This window comes from Bacillus sp. LR--39, assembly GCF_053613335.1.
Map to the genome: position 1 here is coordinate 1 of NZ_JBSIOT010001466.1, position 541 is coordinate 541.

A 541-nucleotide genomic window follows, 5' to 3' on the forward strand; every position below is an offset into this window, starting at 1 on the left:
AGCATACCCGATGCAGAATATTTGCGACGAGAAATCAAGCAAGAGCTGGATCAAATGGAAGAAGACCAAGACCTTCATTTGTACTATTCACTGATGGAGTTTCGGCACAACCTGATGCTTGAGTACCTTGAACCGTTAGAAAAAATGAGGATTGAGGAACAGCCGAGACTGTCTGATCTGCTGCTTGAGATTGATAAAAAACAGGCTCGTTTAACTGGTCTGCTTGAGTACTATTTTAATTTCTTCAGAGGCATGTATGAGCTGGATCGCCGTGAATATGTATTAGCCATTCAATTCTTTAAAAAAGCTGAGAGCAAGCTGGTTTTTGTCAAAGATAAAATCGATAAAGCTGAATTCTTTTTCAAAATGTCAGAAGTCTATTATTATATGAAACAAACTTATGTCTCCATGGACTATGCACGTCAAGCATTCGAAATATACAGTGAACAGACTACATATGATATCAGAATGATTCAATGCCAGTCCTTATTCGGAGCCAACTTTTTGGATTTAAAACAATACGAAAAAGCAATTGCCCATT

The 541-nt window shown here is 37.7% G+C and carries 1 protein-coding gene; it reads left to right on the plus strand.

The features are described from left to right. On the plus strand, positions 1-541 hold a 541-nt coding region (locus ACWHAR_RS31170), incomplete at both ends, for a response regulator aspartate phosphatase (protein WP_452088941.1).